This is a genomic window from Bacteriovorax sp. DB6_IX (assembly GCF_000447775.1).
Taxonomy (GTDB): Bacteria; Bdellovibrionota; Bacteriovoracia; order Bacteriovoracales; family Bacteriovoracaceae; genus Halobacteriovorax_A.
In genome coordinates this window covers 1-17,983 of record NZ_AUNJ01000291.1, presented here as the reverse complement: position 1 = coordinate 17,983, position 17,983 = coordinate 1, and the positions used below count along the sequence as shown (strand labels likewise).

14 protein-coding genes, 1 tRNA gene and 1 pseudogene are annotated in these 17,983 nt (G+C 36.9%); 13 read left to right on the top strand and 3 right to left on the bottom strand.

Annotated features, from left to right (window positions below):
• The 8 genes from M901_RS08730 to M901_RS08695 all read left to right on the top strand — a co-directional run.
• Positions 1 to 517: ABC transporter substrate-binding protein (locus M901_RS08730; RefSeq protein WP_021277831.1), on the top strand; the 517-nt coding region annotated here is incomplete at its 5' end.
• An 82-nt stretch (positions 518 to 599) separates the two neighbouring features.
• Entirely contained in the window at positions 600 to 1,541 is a 942-nt protein-coding gene (locus tag M901_RS08725; RefSeq protein WP_021277826.1) for an ABC transporter permease, read from the top strand.
• An 11-nt stretch (positions 1,542 to 1,552) separates the two neighbouring features.
• Positions 1,553 to 2,413 (top strand): ABC transporter permease, encoded by an 861-nt coding sequence (locus M901_RS08720; RefSeq protein ID WP_232422523.1) that lies wholly within the window; start codon positions 1,553 to 1,555, stop codon positions 2,411 to 2,413.
• A 155-nt stretch (positions 2,414 to 2,568) separates the two neighbouring features.
• Positions 2,569 to 3,501, top strand: a complete 933-nt coding sequence (locus M901_RS08715) for a hypothetical protein (protein ID WP_034721455.1) — start codon at positions 2,569 to 2,571, stop codon at positions 3,499 to 3,501.
• 12 nt (positions 3,502 to 3,513) lie between these two features.
• A complete protein-coding gene (locus M901_RS08710) occupies positions 3,514 to 5,361 on the top strand; it encodes a hypothetical protein (RefSeq protein WP_021277823.1) in 1,848 nt (615 codons plus the stop codon).
• Positions 5,358 to 5,957 (top strand): hypothetical protein, encoded by a 600-nt coding sequence (locus M901_RS08705; protein ID WP_021277821.1) that lies wholly within the window; start codon positions 5,358 to 5,360, stop codon positions 5,955 to 5,957. Before M901_RS08710 ends, M901_RS08705 begins: the two co-directional genes overlap by 4 nt.
• 144 nt (positions 5,958 to 6,101) lie before the next feature.
• Positions 6,102 to 6,185, top strand: a tRNA-Leu gene (locus M901_RS08700).
• Positions 6,186 to 6,311: 126 nt separating this feature from the next.
• Entirely contained in the window at positions 6,312 to 8,294 is a 1,983-nt protein-coding gene (locus tag M901_RS08695) for a TonB-dependent receptor (protein WP_021277816.1), read from the top strand.
• Between the two features lie 3 nt (positions 8,295 to 8,297).
• Here the strand turns inward: M901_RS08695 and M901_RS08690 are convergent, their stop codons facing one another.
• Both M901_RS08690 and M901_RS08685 read right to left on the bottom strand, forming a co-directional pair.
• Positions 8,298 to 8,903, bottom strand: coding sequence for a hypothetical protein (locus tag M901_RS08690; protein WP_021277832.1), 606 nt, complete (start codon positions 8,901 to 8,903; stop codon positions 8,298 to 8,300).
• Positions 8,896 to 9,852, bottom strand: a complete 957-nt coding sequence (locus tag M901_RS08685) for an exo-alpha-sialidase (RefSeq protein ID WP_021277830.1) — start codon at positions 9,850 to 9,852, stop codon at positions 8,896 to 8,898. Before M901_RS08685 ends, M901_RS08690 begins: the two co-directional genes overlap by 8 nt.
• A 110-nt stretch (positions 9,853 to 9,962) precedes the next feature.
• Between M901_RS08685 and M901_RS08680 the strand changes: the two genes are divergently transcribed.
• The 4 genes and pseudogenes from M901_RS08680 (at position 9,963) to M901_RS08665 (ending at position 15,388) form a co-directional block, all read left to right on the top strand.
• Complete coding sequence (locus M901_RS08680; protein WP_034721452.1) at positions 9,963 to 11,087, top strand: hypothetical protein; 1,125 nt, start codon at positions 9,963 to 9,965, stop codon at positions 11,085 to 11,087.
• Positions 11,088 to 11,312: 225 nt separating this feature from the next.
• Positions 11,313 to 13,124, top strand: a complete 1,812-nt coding sequence (locus tag M901_RS08675) for a DEAD/DEAH box helicase (RefSeq protein ID WP_021277827.1) — start codon at positions 11,313 to 11,315, stop codon at positions 13,122 to 13,124.
• A gap of 8 nt (positions 13,125 to 13,132) precedes the next feature.
• A pseudogene (locus M901_RS18400) lies at positions 13,133 to 14,309 on the top strand (NAD(P)/FAD-dependent oxidoreductase).
• Positions 14,310 to 14,317: 8 nt separating this feature from the next.
• Positions 14,318 to 15,388 carry a glycosyltransferase gene (locus M901_RS08665; RefSeq protein WP_021277815.1) on the top strand — a complete coding sequence of 357 codons (1,071 nt, stop codon included), beginning with the start codon at positions 14,318 to 14,320 and terminating at the stop codon, positions 15,386 to 15,388.
• A gap of 938 nt (positions 15,389 to 16,326) precedes the next feature.
• On the opposite strand, the gene M901_RS08655 is transcribed toward M901_RS08665, so the two are convergent.
• Positions 16,327 to 17,136, bottom strand: coding sequence for a LysR family transcriptional regulator (locus M901_RS08655; RefSeq protein ID WP_021277818.1), 810 nt, complete (start codon positions 17,134 to 17,136; stop codon positions 16,327 to 16,329).
• 90 nt (positions 17,137 to 17,226) lie between these two features.
• Between M901_RS08655 and M901_RS08650 the strand changes: the two genes are divergently transcribed.
• Positions 17,227 to 17,862: an O-methyltransferase gene (locus M901_RS08650; RefSeq protein ID WP_021277829.1), complete on the top strand. Its 636-nt coding sequence runs from the start codon at positions 17,227 to 17,229 to the stop codon at positions 17,860 to 17,862.
• The last annotated feature ends 121 nt before the right edge of the window (positions 17,863 to 17,983 follow it).

Below are 17,983 nucleotides of genomic sequence, written 5' to 3'. Positions count from 1 at the left end.
AGGGCTTCCTGAAATTACTTACGACTGTCCAAGTTCTTCAACTTCAAGACAGATCGGAGAACTTCTTAAAAAGCACATGGGTGAGATTGGAATTAGCGTAAGAGTTGTTCAAAATACTTGGCCAGAGCTTCAAAAGAAAATCACTAAAAGACAAGTTATGCTTTACGGAATTGCATGGGGTGCAGATTACCCAGATGCTGAAAACTTCCTACAGCTACTTTATGGACCAAATAAGTCTCCAGGTGCAAACGGATCTGGATATGACAATCCTGAGTTCAATCAACTATTCAAGAAAGCTTCAGTTATGCAAGATTCTCCAGAGAGAACTGCTCTTTACGAAAAGCTAAACAGAATGGCTGCGGAAGAAGTTCCATGGATTTTTGGTGTACACAGACTTGGATATACTCTTAAGCACTCTTGGCTTAAGAACTATATGCCAACTGACTTCGAAGCAGGACAAGCTCAATATATCAATATTGATCTTGAGAAGAAGCAAGAAGTTATCAAAAAGCTTTAATACTTAAAAAAAGATGCCATGAGCTCCTTGTTATTAAAAAACAAGGGCTCATGGCTTTCCTCGTTTATAAGGAGTGGACCACGTGAATCTTTGGTCATATGTCATTAGAAGACTTTTATACACAATCCCTATTGTATTGGGTGTATGTCTTATTATCTTTATTATCTTTAACGTTTCTGGTTACGATCCAGCTCAACATCTCTTAGGTAAGCACGCGACAGCTAAGCAAATTGCTGAAGTTAGAAGAGAACTTGGTTTAAATAAACCACTTGTTCAACAATATTTTGATATTGTTAAGTCTGCTTTTACTTTTGATTTTGGAAGATCTTGGTCAACTAAGCAAAAGATTATCGATATGATTAAGGAAGGGGCTGTTCCTTCTTTAACAGTGACACTGCCGGCTTTCCTGATCTCAACAATTCTCGCAATTCTTATTTCGATCGTTGTTGCCTTTAAGCGTGGAACTCTACTTGATAGGGCCCTTGTTATTAAGTGTGTTGGGATGATGAGTATTCCTTCACTGGCTTATATCCTCTTCTTCCAGTATTTCTTTGCTTATAAACTAGGCTGGTTTGAAATCTCCGGATATGAGATGGGATTCCCTAATTTTATTCCTTATATTATTTTACCTGTATTTATCTATGTCGTTCTTAGTATTGGTCCAGACGTAAGATACTTCAGAACAGTTATTCTTGATGATATTTATCAAGACTATGTAAGAACAGCGAGAGCGAAAGGTTTAAGTGAGACTAAAGTTCTTCTAAAACACGTTCTTAAAAATTCAATGATTCCAATTATTACTTATGTTGTTATCCAGATTCCATTTCTTATTCTAGGGGCACTACTCATTGAGAGTTTCTTCTCAATCCCTGGGCTTGGTGGTTTAACAGTAAAAGCAGTATTTGATAGTGATTTCCCTGTTATTAAGGCGATGACTATTCTTTCAGCGATAGCTTATATCGTCTTTACTGTTATTACGGACATTTTATACACATTAGTAGATCCAAGAGTGAGGCTGAAATAATGGGTGCACCAATGGAAAGTAAATCAAAATCACTATGGTCTCACGCGTGGGACTCTTTAAAGAAAGATAAAACCGCAGTTTTCTCATTAGCGATTATTAGTATTTATGTACTGATTGCTATTTTAACTGTGACTGGTGTTGTGGCATCTGGTTGGGAAAAAGAAGTGGGAGCTTCTTACTTACCACCAAGTGCAGAGCATATCTTTGGGACTGATATCTTTGGTAGAAGTATTTTTCTTAAAACACTTAAGGGTGTTGAAATGGCCATTGCCATTGGTCTTATCACAGCACTAATCTCGACAGTTATTGGAGTTATTCTAGGACTAACTGCTGGGTATTTTGGTGGTAAAGTCGATGAGACAATTGTTTGGTTCTATACTTCTCTTGCTTCAATTCCTTATATTATGCTTCTCTTCGCGATTATGTTCGTACTTGGGAAGGGAACAGGAACACTCTTTATTGCACTTGGTGTAACAAGTTGGGTTCCTCTTTGTCGTCTTGTAAGAGGTGAAGTCATGAGACACAAAGAAAGAGAATATGTACAAGCGGCATCAGCACTTGGGGCCGGTCACCGTAGAAGAATGCTTAAGCATATTCTTCCAAATATTCTTCATATCGTTATTATTCAGTTCTCTCTAAGATTCCAGACTGCTATTAAGTCTGAGGTTATCCTTTCGTACTTAGGTTTAGGTGTTCAAGGTGTACCATCTTGGGGAACAATGATTGATGACTCTAAACTTGAGCTTGCTCGTGGGGTATGGTGGCAACTTGGAGCTGCGACTCTGGCCATGTTTATTCTGGTTCTAGCACTGAACCTACTAGGGGATGCTCTTAGAGATGCTCTAGATCCAAAGCTAAAAGGTAAAGCTTAAAATCAAATAACGGCCCTCTTCAATAGAGGGCTTTTTTTTTGTGAAATTAAATTCCTGAGTATTTTGCTCGCACTTAAATCCCTAAAAATTCATTTATAAACACCGAAAAGTTAGAAGACGAGGCCATAGTTGGACTTGTTTTTTAAGGTAGTAAAATGAGCGAAAGAAGCGTCAATATTCAAGAATTAACCGAGCATAAGTTACTATGGGGTGACTTAATGTGGGTTAAGAAGAGCGGAAACTCAACCCGAGTCGGAAGTTGTGGTGAGTTCGTTGATCTTGAATTTGTAAATAAGCTTGTTGAAAAAGAAGCAACTTTAGAAATGAATTCATATATTAACTGGAAATTAGTTAATGAGCAGCTCGAGGTTTTTAAGAAACTAGAGGTGGCCACAAATGAAAGAGAAAGAGTTGAACTAAGAGACCAATTCTGGATTCCTTTTTCAAGTACCTTCCTTGGAAGCGAAGAGGGAAGTTATATTGACTGGTTCACGATTTGTTATAGATCTTTCTATGAATTACCTAAAGATATTGAAGATATTTATTATCTTAAAAACTCAGATGCATTGAAGAGATCAATGGCCTTGGCCTCAATGACGACGCTTCTAGCATTTGCGATGGGTCACATGAACTATAGTTTTCTAAAGAAGCTTTTTAACTCATGTCTCGTGGCCGACCTAGATTTCGTCAATAAGGGAATGTCAGAGTTCCATCTAAGAGATCTAGAAAAGCAAAGAGTTGAACAGTCATCGGCCTTTGAATCTCAGTTATTAAAACAATTTTCTCACCATGGTGCCAATGTTGATCAGTATCTCGATCAGGTAACTGAAGGTGAGTTTATATTTAAGCATCTTGTAAAGTTACACCATGAAAACCTTTCTCTAGGAAATGGGCCTGAAGGACTATGGAGTTCAGAGGTAGGTGACTTAGCACACATCATGAGCTTCGTAGAGAACCTTATTCCTTACGTTGATTTTGATCTTCGCAAGGGAGATGCAACAGGCCTATTAACAGACTATATTTCAAAACTAAGAGGTTTTGAAAGATTAAAGGCCATGATGAGACTTGAAGTTGGGAGGACAGCATAAATAGTGAGTGAAATGACAAAAAAAGCCATTCTCTTATCACTTGAACAGGAGTGGAGTTCTAAAATAGAAGAACTTCTTGCTGATTGTGAAGTGGAGCTATACTCTGATGAGTTAGCAAGGGATAGTTTTGACTTTGTTTTCACAGATGACGCTAATTATGAAGTCGAGGAAAATGAGAGAGTCTTGATTATCAGCGGTGAATCAATTGAGCATCCTAAGTTCTCATATATAACTCAAGAGGTTTTAGATAAACCACTTATTAAGAACTATCTATTGCGTTTTATAGGAGAGGATTCTTCTATTAATGTTGAGGCTGAGATTAGCGGTGAAGCCCGCTCTGTCAAAATGACAGAACCTTTTAGTATTGGTTATTATCTTGATATCCTTTCGACAAGTATTCATAAACAATCTAAGAAGTTTGAAAGTGTTATTGAGGCATTTGTAAAGATTTCTAACTTTTACTTTAGTAATTTAAAAGCCCTACCTTTGGATGTAGATTATATTATTTCTGAAGATTATACAGTTCTACAATTTCATGCACCCATACAAGAATTCTCTGAAATTCAAGATTCGGGTGAACTACTTGAAGGACTAAATGCATCACTTATTGACAATTACTTTCTTAAAAAGTCTCAAGAACTCGTCATCTCACTTGTATGGTTTGAAAATACGACGACTCGATCTCTTCTAAAACATCACTTAGAGGGGTTCTCTAAAGCTTCTGAAAACACAAGTGTCTATGAAGGTTTTAATCGTCTTCTGAGCTTAAAGAAAGAAGATGTTGAATTTAATATAGAGAACGATAAGAGCGAAGTTAAGAGAAGTCCATTTAGTACAATTAAGAAAATTATAGACTTTGCAAAAGCTGAAAAGGATAAGAACCCTGAACTCTTTAGTCTTCAGCAGACATTAGATTCGTACCCTAATCATGAAGTTGTTAAAGGCCTAGTTCAAGAGGACATTGACTTCATTGAAAAAGCAGTCTCGAGTTACAATGTCTATGACACTATCAATTCTACAGTCAAGGGAAGTCGTGAGAAGGCCCTAAAAGAGACTGATATTGCGACCAAGCTAGCACAAGCACTTGAAGAGATGGAATCATTTGAGGCCGTTGGGATGTTTGCTAACGAAGATGAAGCAATTCAAAGAATCGCTGGATCTAAAGATGGCAAAGAAGAAGTGAATATCGTTTCTGGACATGAGAATTTGGATGAAGAGTCTCAGATTGTTAAAGGTTCAAAAGAAGATCTTGGCGAAGAGACAATGCTTGTCAAAGGCTCTCGAGAAGTTATTGATGATACTTGGAGAGTTAAGAGATCTTCAATTGCGGCCAAGGTTAAAGAAGAAGTTATGAGAATTACTTCTCTTGGGGATCATTCCGAGAAAGATATCCAGGACCGAGTCAGATCAATTCTTAAAGAAGAGCTTGGTGTTAATGATCAAGTTGCAAATAAATTTCAAGACAGTCTTGTAGATAATGTTTCTTCAACTATGGTAGGCGAAGAAATTGGAAGTTCTGATAGTCAGGAAGTATTTTTACGTCTTGATAATGAAAGACTTCGCGGTCAACTTGTAAGTAAAACAGATCAGATCATAAGAATGAAAAAGATTATTGATTCTATGAAGGCTGACTTTGTGGCCAAGAAACAAGCTGAAAAATCTCTGATGGAAAAAATCTCTTCTGAGGGAGCTGATTCCTATGAGGCGAAGTTTAAGGTCGCTGAAGTTCAGATATCTGCATTACTTAAAGAAGTTAATATTAAAGAGAAGCGTGAAGAGCAGTTAATAAACTCTCATGAGCACGCTTTAAAGAATAAGATCATCGTATCTTCTTACCTGAAGATAAGCTCGAAGATTTGAAAGATAAAGAGCTCGCTGCTGATAGTAGTGATTTGAAGAGCAAGGTTTCTGCACTCGAGACTGAAAATAAGAATCTCGCGAATCAGCTCAAGTTAACAAATGAGAGATTTGAGACAATTAATGAGAAGTATGAAGCAGAGATTAAGAATGGAACGATTGGCTTTCAACAGTCAAATGATTCAGGTCTACAAAGTCTTCTAGATAAAGAAAGAGAGAAGGTTGAAAACCTCCAATCTCAAGTAAATGAATTCAAAAAACAGTTGGCTGCAAAGCCTGAAAAAGAAGAAGCTCCGGCCTCACCACTTCAGTTAAATGAAAACGATGCTCGAATCAAGGAAATGGAAGCCCAGTTGAAATCATCTGAGCTTGAAGTGAAGAAGTATGAGCAGAAGATTAAGTTCATGTCTTCTCAGATGAATGAATTAGAGAAGAAACTCAAGAAGATGGCCGGTAGAACAGGTGGCGCTGGTGCAGGTAAGGCCGCTAGTGATTTAAATATCAAGCGTCTAGAGAAGAACCTTGAAAAGATTAATCTTCTCAATGATAAGCTCCAGTCAGATATGACAGAAAAAGAAGAAAGAATTACACAAGGCTAAACAAGAGAACTCGATAATGCAGAACAGAATTAGCGAGTTAGAAAAAAATTAGCAAAATATGAGAAAAAAGCGGCTTAGGTATTGCCAAAGTCGAAAAATGTCCGTATATATATTCTCACGCTTAACCAATTCAAAATTAATTGTGCCCAGGTGGTGAAATTGGTAGACACGCTAGACTTAGGATCTAGTGCCTTTGGCGTGGAGGTTCAAGTCCTCTCCTGGGCACCATCTTTAAATCACAATTAAAAAAATCAGCTCCGTTATCGGAGCTCTTTTTGTTGCCTAAAATCCAAATCTTTACTTCTCTGTACTAAATCAATAAAATTTTTCTATAAACAAAGTAAGTGAGATGAAATGGAATTCAGCAAGAAGCTTGTATCAGCGATTATTTTAAGTTCTGGGGCGATGGCCTTGGAGAGTGAACTATATGATCTTTCAATAGAACAACTACTTAATATCGACGTTTCTGTGGCCTCAAAGCAGAAAGTATCCTTGGCCGATGCCCCTGGGGTGATTTCTGTTTATACAAAGAGAGATATTGAGAATCTTGGGTATTATACGATTCGAGATTTAGCTTCGATTACACCTGGTTTCTCGTCGGCGAGTATTTATGCTGGCCAGAACAATTTGATGGTTCGTGGCCAAAGAGTTGAAGGCTTCGACAATAATAAAGTTCTCGTTCTACTAGATGGTATTCCCTTAAATCACTTGAGAAATGGTCGTGCTCCTATTGATACTGATATGTCACTTATAGGTGTTGAGAAGATTGAGTTTCTCAAAGGCCCAGGATCTGCTCTCTATGGAACAGGTGCTTTCTTTGGTGTCATTAATATTACAACCTTAAAAAAAGGCAAGGGAAGCCACTCTGAAGCTCAGTTTTTTGGAGGAAGTCATAGCTCTCATGGAGCGATGGGATTCTCTGCTTTTGGAAATGATGAAATTGAGGGGAGAGTGAGGTTTGCTCAGTACTCACAAGATCCAACTGGTGAGATCTATGGGTATAAGTCAGGGACTCAAAGTTATGAGCATTCTAAGACTAGAACAAATCATGGTTTTGATACTGTTGCAGATTCTCATAGTGATGCACTAATTAAGATTAAGAAGGGAGCTTTAAAAAATCTCTCTATTGGTTATATTCAAAATAAGAATGAACATGGAACTTTTGAAAACTCTAGTGACTATAATGCTTATACTTATGAGTTTGTGACAAGTAGCTTCTATGGGAAGTATCAAAAAGAGATAAATGAGAAGTTAAGTATCGATTCTTACTTAAGGTATTCTGAGTCTATCGAAGAAGGAAATCGCTATAGTTATAACTTTGTTTTCAAGGGTTATGATGGACAAGTTGAAGCAAAGTACGACCTAAATGAAAAGATGAACTTTGTTTTTGGAACTTCTTTTGATTATCGCTTTCTCGCTGATAATAGTAGTGGGACGAAACAGGGAAATGGTCAAGGATCCAATGCTTTTGTTGAAAGAGGATCTGGACCGCTGCGTACATATGCTGGTTATGGACAGCTTTCTGGAAGTTTGAATCTTGGAAAGGGCTTGCTCTATACGGTGGGATTACGTTTTGATGAGGTAAATTCGGATTATGCAGAAGCTTCAAAACTATCACCTAGAATATCTCTCATTCAGAAGTTAAGTGATCGTTGGAATGCAAAACTACTCTTTTCTTCAGCGTTGAGGTCTCCTGATTTAAAGTCGACTTTGATCAATGCTGGTGTGGTTGAAGAAGGTAACTCATTAAAGCAAAGTAAATTAAATGCTGAGACAGCAAACTCTTATGAATTTGGGATGACATACACGGCAGCGACTTATTCAAGTAGTTTATCTCTTTTTCATACAATTATTAAAGATGCTCTAAATAGAAGGACTTTTGATACAAAGAACTCTTATCGCAATGATAGTGGGGAAACTGTTTCTCAAGGGGCTGAATTTGAGTTTAAGTATTTTCCTGTTAAGAAGTGGCATATCTTTTTTAATGGGAGCTACGCTAAAGCTCGATTAGATAAGCTTTCTCAGGAGTCAGATATTAGTGGTCAAGATGTCGCAGGGGCTCCAAGAGTCATGGCAAATATTGGAACACATTATCAGTTTAATAAATTACAGCTAACACTGGTTGGAAAGTATCTTGATGAGTTTAGAAGTGATGATCAAGATCAAAGAGATAATGGTTATTTTCTTATGGATCTAAATACTCGTTACAATTATACAGATAATCTCTTCTTGAGTTTTAAAGTTTTAAATCTTGTGAAGAGGGACGTTCGCGTACCATCATTTCAAGAACAATATTATCCACAAACGATTCATCTAGGTGCTGGATACAGATTTTAGGGACTATCTTTTGATGGCCTCGGCGTAATCTATATAAGGAAAGCAGTCTAGGGTGGAAACAGGGCTACAGTTATAAACCTTGATTCCTCTTTCCTTTAGAAGATTTGCGACTTTTTCAAAGCTCTTTCTCATTTTTGGGTATTCAGTATTGTCATGATTTGCTGAGTTGAAATCGCGCCCGAAGAAGTGAGTTTCCTCATTATTATTCTTAAGATCAAGACCTAGAAAATAGATTTCTTTAAAACCCATGTAGACAGCTAGTTGAAGGGCAAAGTAGCTGATCGTATAGCCACTATAAATCCCTTCCTCTAAATCCCAACTAAAACCATCTGCACCTAATAGGTTTATCGGGATTCCTGAAGGTCTATCATCAAGAGTGAAGAGAAAACGAGATTGTTTTAGTTCCTCTGGATAGAGGTCCCAAAGTCTATGATCAAAAGCACAGTGGTAGTATGAATTTGGGAAGGCCAAGAATGAGCGATTTAACCCGAAGGTAATCCTTCTATTCAATGGCTCGAGGTCCAGTTCTTTTAAGCTTGGACCACTTGAAATAATGAAGCAGTGCTTTGTTGGATGGAGGTTTTTAAAATCAGTGAGCTCTTTAAGCATGAGAAACCTCACATCTTTCAAAGAGTTCTTCTTTTGATATCATAATATGTTTAATCATTTTTCTGTTGTATGTGTAGCATAGATGAATCATTCCATCAGAGTCTTCAAGTAACGTAGGATAAGAAAGCTCTATTTCGGATTTATCAATATGAAAGGGTCCTTTCTCAAATCGTAAGCCTAAGCTTTCTGAGATTGAAAGAGAAAGTGGATATCTTTGATGCTTTTCAGTGTGATTATTACATACGAGAATTTTATTCCCATCAAACTTTATCGCTGCGATTCCTGAAAGCGGGCAATAGAGGGGTGTCTCTCTCGCTATATCCCATGTCTTTCCAGCATCGGGTGAAAGGGCTTTCATAACATGGTTATTATCTCCAGCTGCTCTGAGATACATTTGCCATGCTTTAGATGATGTCGCGATCAGATCTCCCTGAATATATTCTCCCTTAAAAGAAGAGTACTCTGTCCAAGCGTGAATCTCATTTTGAAAACTGTAGAGAATTGTAGACATCGTCTTCTCATCATATGCACATATCGTCGCCTGATTATTAATGATCAGTGGTCTATGACGAATCATGATACCTGGCTCTGTATTAACTTTGAGAGGTTGTGTCCAAGAACCGTCTTCTGCCATTGAAGAGGCAAAGAGTTCAGCAGAGTCCCAGTAGTTTCTTTTTAAGATGACAAAGAAGATATTGAGACTTCCATTATGGCTAAAGAGAACAGGATTACCACATGATGAACCTCTTAGTTGAGGAAAGATAAAGCTACCTTTACTCCATTTCTTTTCATTCTTGTCGTATTCAGAAAGGACAATTTGCCCTTGTTCATGTTCTTTTTCTTTATAAGCATACCAAGAGGCAAAGATTCTACCATTATGTTCTTCGATAGTTGAGGCATGACTATGACCATTAAATTCACTTGGGTTGTAGATAAATTCATTATTCATATGATTTCCATTTTTATATGATTATGACTGAGTAATATTCCAAAAAGTATGATGTGGCTCAGAGTTTATAATCCAACATCATTATAACCTTTTATGAAAGGGAGAGGTGAATGAATTTAGGAAAAAGTCTTTTATTAAGTGTAGTAATGTTATCAAGTTTTGCATCGACGAAGGATTATATGCATGTTGCATTTGATTCAATGATGGAACTTTCACCTTACTTAGTTGATGAAAAGAAATTCACTGATCCAAAGAGTGAAGAAAAGATTCATACTTATATTGATAATCTACTGATGGCCTTTAAAGGAGTTCATAGTAGTAATAAGTTAAAGACTTTGGATTATGCTCCTTCATTAAGTGTTATGCGCCAGCATTTAGAAGAGACAAAAATTGCTTTTCAGCACAAGCAAAAATTCTTTGCAAGAAATAGATTAAATGCAACACAGTCTCTTTGTATTACTTGTCACGCCCAATTAAAAACAAAGGCTTCTCAAACTGTACTGTCTCAAATGAGGGCTAAGGCTTGGAAGATGAAGAGTGATTTTGAAAGAGCAGAGTCTTTCTATGTTTTAAGAGACTATCCAACGAGTATTCGCTACTACGAAAAGTATATTGAAGCTAGTTTGGAAAAGAAGAAGCAGATTGGCTTTATTTCTTTTTCAAAAATAGAGGGAGCTTTTAAAAGAGTTCTTAGCTATTACACTAAGACAAGTTTTAAGCCAGAAAAAGCATTATCATTTGTTGAAACTTATAAAGGAAATAAAGTACTCCCTGTTGAGTTTCGCGAAGATTTAAATCAGTGGAGTCGTGATTTAAACAAGTGGGTGAACGATAAGAAATTGATGAAAACTAATTCAGTTAAGGATCTCGAAACTTTCTACCTTGCAAAAATAGAGAAGCAAAGAGAATCTTCTCGCAGCATAATTGATCTGATGGTGCTCTCCGGAAGAGTTTTAAATATTTTAAAGTATCATCGAAGCAATAGTGAGGAACCTATCGCTCTTTATTGGCTAGGGTATGCAGATCGTGCCCTGAACTTTAGCTACTATTACTCAATGGCCGATATGTACCTTGTCGATTGTATCGAAAAATTTCCACGTCATGAGTATGGGAAGAAATGTTTAAATCAATATAAAGAGTCAATTCAGATGGGATTTACTGGATCTGCTGGTGAAAATATCCCTGATGATCTTAAAAATAGAATCAAAAAGTATGAACAACTTATTGGAAATTAATGAGGTTTTTTTACACTGTTTGGGATTTTAGCTGGTAACTTGGTGCAAAAGATAGTAGTAAATGCTTATATTGTTCAATAAATTGTGCCATCCTAATCGTTCAAACCACGATTCACACTATAAGTGTTTGATTTGTCGTGCTTATTTCGCCTCGGACATAGTCTATTGACCAATAGGTTATTAAATAATCCCTATTAAGGGAGAAGCGTTATTAAGGAGATTAAATTGAACTTTTCTGACTTTCCATTGAAAGCCACGCTTTTGCGTGCAATCGAAGAACGAGGATTTACAGAACCAACTGAAATTCAAGCGGAAGCTATTCCATATCTTTGCGAAGAGCAAGGAGACTTTGTTGGTCAAGCCCAGACAGGAACTGGGAAAACTGCGGCATTCTCGCTACCACTATTAAATAATATTGACCCAAGTGAAAAAACAATCCAGGCCATCGTACTTTCTCCAACTAGAGAACTTGCAAACCAAATCTGTGAAGAAATGGGAAAATTTTCTAGTAAAGACGGAGTAAAAGCTATTTCTGTTTACGGTGGAACATCTATCGATAATCAAATTAGAGATCTTAAGAGAAAGAAGCCTCAGATTGTTGTTGGGACGCCAGGACGTGTTCTTGACCTTATCAACAGAAGAGCTCTTAAGCTTGAGAACGCAGTTTATTCTGTTCTTGATGAGGCAGATGAAATGCTAGATATGGGATTTCTTGATGATGTTAAAGAAATTCTAAGCTATGTTGAAAGAGAAGATAAGCAAACGTGGATGTTCTCAGCAACTATGCCAAGACCAATTCTTGAGCTAATCCAAGATTATCTTAATGAGCCGAAGATTATTAAAATCAAAAAGAAAACATTAAGTAACGAAAATATCACTCAGAAATTCTATGTCGTAAGAGACAGACAGATGAAAGAAGCTGTATGCCGTCTTCTTGACGCAGTTGAAGAGTATTATGGAATTATCTTTACTAAGACTAAGCTAGAAGCGAAGAACCTGACAGATGAACTTAATATGAGAGGTTACCTAGCAGACTCTCTTCACGGTGATATGGATCAAAAGCATAGAGATCACACGATGAAGAAGTTTAAAGATAAGAGAGTTAAGCTTCTTGTTTGTACAGATGTTGCGGCAAGAGGGATCGATGTTGATCACTTAACTCACGTATTTAACTTTGGTCTACCACAAGATCTTGAGTCATATGTTCACAGAATTGGACGTACTGGGCGTGCAGGACAAAAAGGTATGGCCTTAAGTGTTGTTGCTCCTTCAGAGTTAAGAAAAATTGGTCAACTTGAAAGACTGACGAAAGCAAAAATTGAAAGAGAGACTCTTCCAACTGTTGATATCTTAAAAGATGCGATGATTAGAAGATCAGTCAATCAATTCGACTTTATTTTTGAAGATCTTGAAAAGAATGACAAAATGGATGACTCATTCAAGTTATTCGAAGATGCTTTTGAGCACCTAGATAAAGAACAGATCCTAAAAGTTATGTTCAAGTCATTATTTGCAGATGCAATGAATAGACTAGACCGTGAGCCAGTTATTGATGCTCCACAAAGAGAGAAAAGAGAGAGAAATACAGTAGGAACACCAGACCACAGAGGAAATATCAGATTCTTCGTAAGTGCTGGTCGTGATGATGGATTAACTCTTCACTCTCTACTTGAAGATATCGCAGGAGAACTAAAAATTGATCAGAGAATGATCAGAAATGTTCAACTTAAAGAGAAATTCTCTTTCTTAGATGTTCCTGCTCAGTATCAAGAACAGTTAATTGGTAGTACAAACCTATTTGCTGGTGAAAGAAGAATGAGATTTGAACCAACTAGAGAGAACCGTTCTGGTGGATCTCGTGGTGGTAGACGTGATTTCGGTCCAAGAAGTGGTGGAGGTCGCGGAGGAAACTTCGATAGAGGTGGATCTCGTGGTGGAAACCGTTCAAGAGGAGGCGGAAGAAGATCTTCTGGAAATTCTAATGGAAACAGAAGAAACTCTAACGGAAACTCTATGGATAGGAACTACAACTACTAATTTATCCTATGAAAGAATTTGACGTCATAATAATTGGTGCAGGTGCTGCAGGCTTAATGGCCGCGGCACATGCCACCAAATTAAAAAAGTCAGTTCTTCTTATCGAGTCCAATAAAAGCCCTGGACGTAAGATTATTATCTCAGGTGGAGGACGTTGTAACTTCACTAATCTAGAAGTTGATTCAAGCTTCTACGTTTCTAAGAATAAGCACTTTGTAAAATCTGCCTTAAAGCAATACACAAATTGGGACTTCATTGATCTCGTTTCGAAATACGATGTGAAATACCATGAAAAGACGTTAGGCCAACTCTTCTGTAATGGAACTTCTAAAGAGATTTTAAATATGCTCTTACAAGAAATTGGTAAGAGTGCTCAAATTAACTGTGATGAAAGAGTCTCTGAAGTGCTAAAGACTGAAGAGGATGGATCATATGAAGTTAAGACGAATCGTGATCTCTACAGAGCTAAGAAATTAATAGTTGCTTGTGGTGGTCTTTCTATGCCAAAGATGGGAGCCAGTGATATTGGCTACAAGATTGCTCGTCAATTTGGGCATAAGATCATTGAGACAAATCCGGCACTTGTTTCCTTTACTGCTGACGAGGATTTAAAAAAGAGAGTTTAGCTCTATTTCTGGGGTCTCTGTTCTTGCTAAGGTGAGTAGTGGTGATCAGAGCTTTATGGAAAATATTCTTTTTACTCATCGAGGCCTTAGTGGTCCGGCCGTCTTAAAAGCATCTTTATATTGGTCTCATCGAGAGAAAGTTCGCATCAACTTTCTTCCGTCTATAGATGTTTCTGAAATTCTTTCAAAGAATAGTAAGAAAATAGTTCTCAACTCTCTTAAAGAATATCTCCCTGTTAGATTTGTGGAAACATGGATTGGGCAAATCCCTCGAATTCTCCAAAAGAAGGGGGCAGAAGTTTCTAAGAAAGAAATTCTTGAGCTAAAAGAATTACTTCATGAGTTTGACTTCATTCCTTCAGGAACTGAAGGCTACAGAAAAGCCGAGGTTACTAGAGGTGGGGTCGACACAGATCAAGTAAGCTCAAAAACAATGGAAAGTAAGCTTTCTCCTGGACTTTTCTTTATAGGAGAGGTTCTTGATGTAACAGGGTTACTGGGAGGCTATAATTTTCAGTGGGCATGGTCCTCTGGATATGTTGCAGCTTCGAATGTATAATCTTCCTTATGAAGAAAAACCAAATTATATTCACAGGTGGTGGAAGTGGGGGACACGTTGTTCCTGCCCTAACACTAATATCTAAACTTAAGTCTCAAAACTTCGAAATTATTTATTTTGGGTCATATACAGGTATTGAATCAAAACTAACTGAAGGAAAAGTTGATCGTTATATTGGTATTTCGACGGGAAAGATTCGTCGCTACCTCTCTGTTGAAAACTTCATCGATATATTTAAAGTATTTATAGGACTTATTCAGAGTTTGTGGAAAATATTCTTCTTAAAAAAAGGTCCATTAGTTATTTTCTCTATGGGGGGATTCGTTTCTGTTCCCGTCGTTATTGCTGGGAAGCTCTTAGGAGCTAAAGTCTTCATTCACGAACAGACAACGAGAGTTGGACTCGCGAATAAAGTGGCCTCTAAGTTTGCAGATAAAGTATTTGTAAGTTTCGAAGACTCATTAAAGTTCTTCCCTCAAGGAAAGGTTCAACTTTCAGGATATCCTGTCAGAGATATCTTCTTAGATAAGACGATTCAAACAAAGAGTTATAAAGGTATTGATTTAGAAAATAAGAGAAAGCCTCTTATCTTTGTAACTGGTGGTGGAAATGGTTCCAAGCTTCTTAATGACAAGATCAAGCACAACCTTGAACACTTAACTGGAACTTATGATATTATTCATCAAGTTGGAGCTAGTTATATTGAGGAATATCGTAAACTTGAAAATGAGAGCTATAAGACAGCTGACTTCCTAGGTGATGAAATGCCAGATATCTTCAAAGCCGCAGACGTTGTTCTTTCAAGATCTGGAGCAGGAACGGTAGCTGAGCTCATGGCCCTTGGAAAACCTAGTCTCTTTATACCTTTAAAAATTGCGCAAAAGAATGAGCAATTCCATAATGCGATGGCCGCTAAAGAAAGTGTTGGCTCAATAGTCGTAGAAGAAGATGATTTTGGAAGTATCGATCTTCTTGCAACATTTGAAAAAATTAGAGCTCTTGATAAAGATAAGGGCCCTGCCCTTAGAAATAATGCTGTTGATTTCTTGCTGGCGCAAATTAGGGCCAGTTATGAATAAAATGACAAAAACTTACAGCCTGTAAGTGCTTAAAGTTACAGGCTTTTTAAGTGAGTAATTCTTACTCACATCTATATGAGAAAATCCTCTCTGATGCTAAAAGTAGTTATTCAAATTGGAGTAACTATGAAGCACTTTCTTATCTTGATCTTAGCTATACCGTCTTTTTCTTTTGCAGGAAAAGTTGTTAGAGAGAAGGCCAAGGTTCAAGTATTCAAAAATAGAAATTGTCAGAGTACAGATTCTTGTGGACTAAAATCATTTAAGGTTGAGTCATATAACTATGGTGCTCATTTTAGTAAGACAGAAGTGAGTTATGGAACTGGAATGTATGCCTCTTTTAAAACTCAATCAGTAAATGATTTAGAGGATTATGCTGTCGTTCAATATATCAAGGGTTGTAAGTTTGAATCATATAAGAATACAGACGGAAGTATTTCAAAGAGAATTGCTGAAAAAAGAGAGTTCTTTGACGAAATTGTCGACTTCATACATGAGGATTGGGTTCTTGATTCAGTTGATTTAGATCCTGTTTACAATAGTCATAAGCAGGGCAGACATCTCGTCTATCGTTGGAATCATCAACAAAATACAAGAGCAGATCATATCTATCTTTATAGTGAATACCCAAAAGTACCTTTTTCNCTACGTGAGAGATTTTCCTGGGACAGTATCGGTTTCATCATTAGGAGCTAAGTAATTATTTCACTTCAGTTTAAAACGTGTATTTTTTAAAATCAAAGGATGTTCCCTATGAATCAACCTCCGGCTGGGTTGTACAGAAAAAGCCCAGTAAGTGTTTTGAATGGGATAGTTCTCATATTTATAACTTTAAGAACAAGAAGTATGAAAGAAGAGTAGGGATTGACCCTTTTTGTAAAAGCGCTAATCGTTAAATTCTTTTATAATCAAGTTCCAAAGATAAAGAGACGATCGACTTAGGTAGGTCGTTCTTTTTTCTTGCAATAAAGAAGTCTAAATCTTCTACCCAAAGTAGAATCATCTAAAACAATTAACTTCCCTTTTTTTAAATCGTCTTCAAACATTTGAATAGGAAGATTTCCCCATCCTAATCCATTTTTAATCATAAGTGATTTGTAGTTGTGATCATTGACTTGCCAAACCTCTGTCTGCTCTTCGAAGTGGCCCATTTTATTTATTGGAGAAGTTGAAGAACTATTAATGATAATCCTAGGGAGCTTTTCATAGTGTCCTTTGAGCTCCTTTAATTTCTTAGGGCTAATACATGGCTTGAAGTTTATAGTGATAATTTTTTCTTTCACGACAGATTGAGGAATCGCAATATTGGGAATAATCGCCATCTCAACTTCATCATTAAGAAGCTGATCAAGGCCGCCGTCAATAGCATCTGTTCTTATTTTTAATTTTGTATTAGGTCTATCTCTTTGGAAATCATTTAAGATGTGAACAACATTTGTGAATGGTATAACACAGTCAATAGAAATTCTTATGATGGGCTTATCGATGCCACCAAGTTCTCGACCATACTCATAGAGGTTGGAATATTGTTCTAGGAGTTTGAGTGACTTTTGGTAAAAGAGATTCCCTTTTTCGGTAATCTTGGGACGATATTCTGAGCGATCAAAAATCAGAAATCCCAATTCTTCCTCTAGTTTCTTAATGGCCACGCTTAGTGATGATTGAGACTTGTTCAATTCAATTGAGGCCTGCTTGAAACTACCGGTTCTCATAATAGTATCTAATATAAGTATTTGATTTTCTGTCATACATGATCACTTTTTTAGATAATCTTATTCAATTAATTATACTATTATTCGATATTCTTTATCTATATAATTCTTCGTAAGGAGATATAAATGGATAAAGAAATAATAAATGAATACTGTGCCTCTGTAAGTGAGGGTGAAAGTGCAGCATGTAGACGTATTAGAGAAGCAGCAGTTGAAAGGTTTCCAGATTTTGCTCGAATGATTTCTGGTGGCCTTGAGAATGCAACATTGAAGCTTTTACTGAAAATTTCAAATGCTAAGAATGTCCTAGAGGTGGGAACATTCGTAGGTTACTCAGCTTTAAGTATGGCCGAAGCATTACCTGATGATGGGAAGATTACAACACTAGATGTTAATGATGATTTTGTTTCTCTAGCTAAAGAAGTTTGGGCAGAAACTGAAGTGGGAAAGAAGATTGAATTAGTTCTAGGACCTGCTCTCGACTATATGACAGAGACTTCACAGAAATTTGACATGATTTTTATTGATGCTGATAAGGTGAATTATATAAACTATTTTAACCGTGGTCTTGAACTTTTAAATGAAGGTGGGATCATTGCTATTGATAATGCTCTTTGGGGAGGACGTGTTTTAGAAGAGAATCCTGAAGAAGAGTCAACTAAGACAATAAAGGCATTAAATAAATTAGTTTCAGACAGAGAAGATTTGCAATCAGTCCTTCTTCCAGTAAGAGATGGATTGCATTTAGTTATAAAGAAATAGGAGAACAAACAAATGAAAAGAACATTCAAGGTACTACTTTTAGCTCTAACACAGGTATTTGTATTCGCTAAGACAATTGATTTAGCTTCAAAAGAAATCAAGTGGACAGGTGATAAAGTTT